The sequence below is a fragment of the Mesorhizobium sp. M0052 genome, from assembly GCF_040323255.1.
Lineage (GTDB): Bacteria > Pseudomonadota > Alphaproteobacteria > Rhizobiales > Rhizobiaceae > Mesorhizobium.
In genome coordinates this window covers 1-507 of the sequence record NZ_JAMYUS010000066.1, presented here as the reverse complement: position 1 = coordinate 507, position 507 = coordinate 1, and the positions used below count along the sequence as shown (strand labels likewise).

Here is a 507-nt window from a genome sequence, read left to right as displayed (position 1 = left end):
ACAAAAAATGCGGCATCAAGATCGAGGACATGGTCAAGAGCCGCTGGGTGTATCGCAAGCTGCGCAACTTCCGTGCCGGCATCGAGGCCGGCGTCTCATGTTTGAAGCGCGCTTTTGGCCTGGACCGCTGCACCTGGCGTGGGCTCGACCACTTCAAGACCTATGTCTGGTCCTCGGTGGTGGCCTACAATCTCGCCCTCTTCGCCCGCCTCAAGTCGAACTGACCCACCGCCGACCTCGCAAAAGCCTACCCGGCGCCCAGCCGGGCGGTTTAACCATGGGCCAACTAGCGGACGGCGAGAGACCTTTACTTCTCTTCTAACGCTTCGTGCAGATAGAACCACAAAAACAGTCAGAAATACCTCGAATCTACATGGCGGCTACAATGAATACTTCGAAAAGTTACTGTTTATGGACGGACACTAAAGCGCGTCGCGATTAATTGGCCTCATATCCGGCAGCCTTGAAGAAGTTTCGGCATTCGGCCGGCTCGAACAGGTGGCAGAT

The 507-nt window shown here is 55.8% G+C and carries 1 protein-coding gene; it reads left to right on the top strand.

Translation table 11 applies throughout. From position 1 onward, the window contains the following. Positions 1 to 224, top strand: a 224-nt coding sequence (locus NKJ77_RS32370; RefSeq protein WP_352536392.1) for a transposase, incomplete at its 5' end; no start/stop codon positions are given. Positions 225 to 507: the final 283 nt, after the last annotated feature.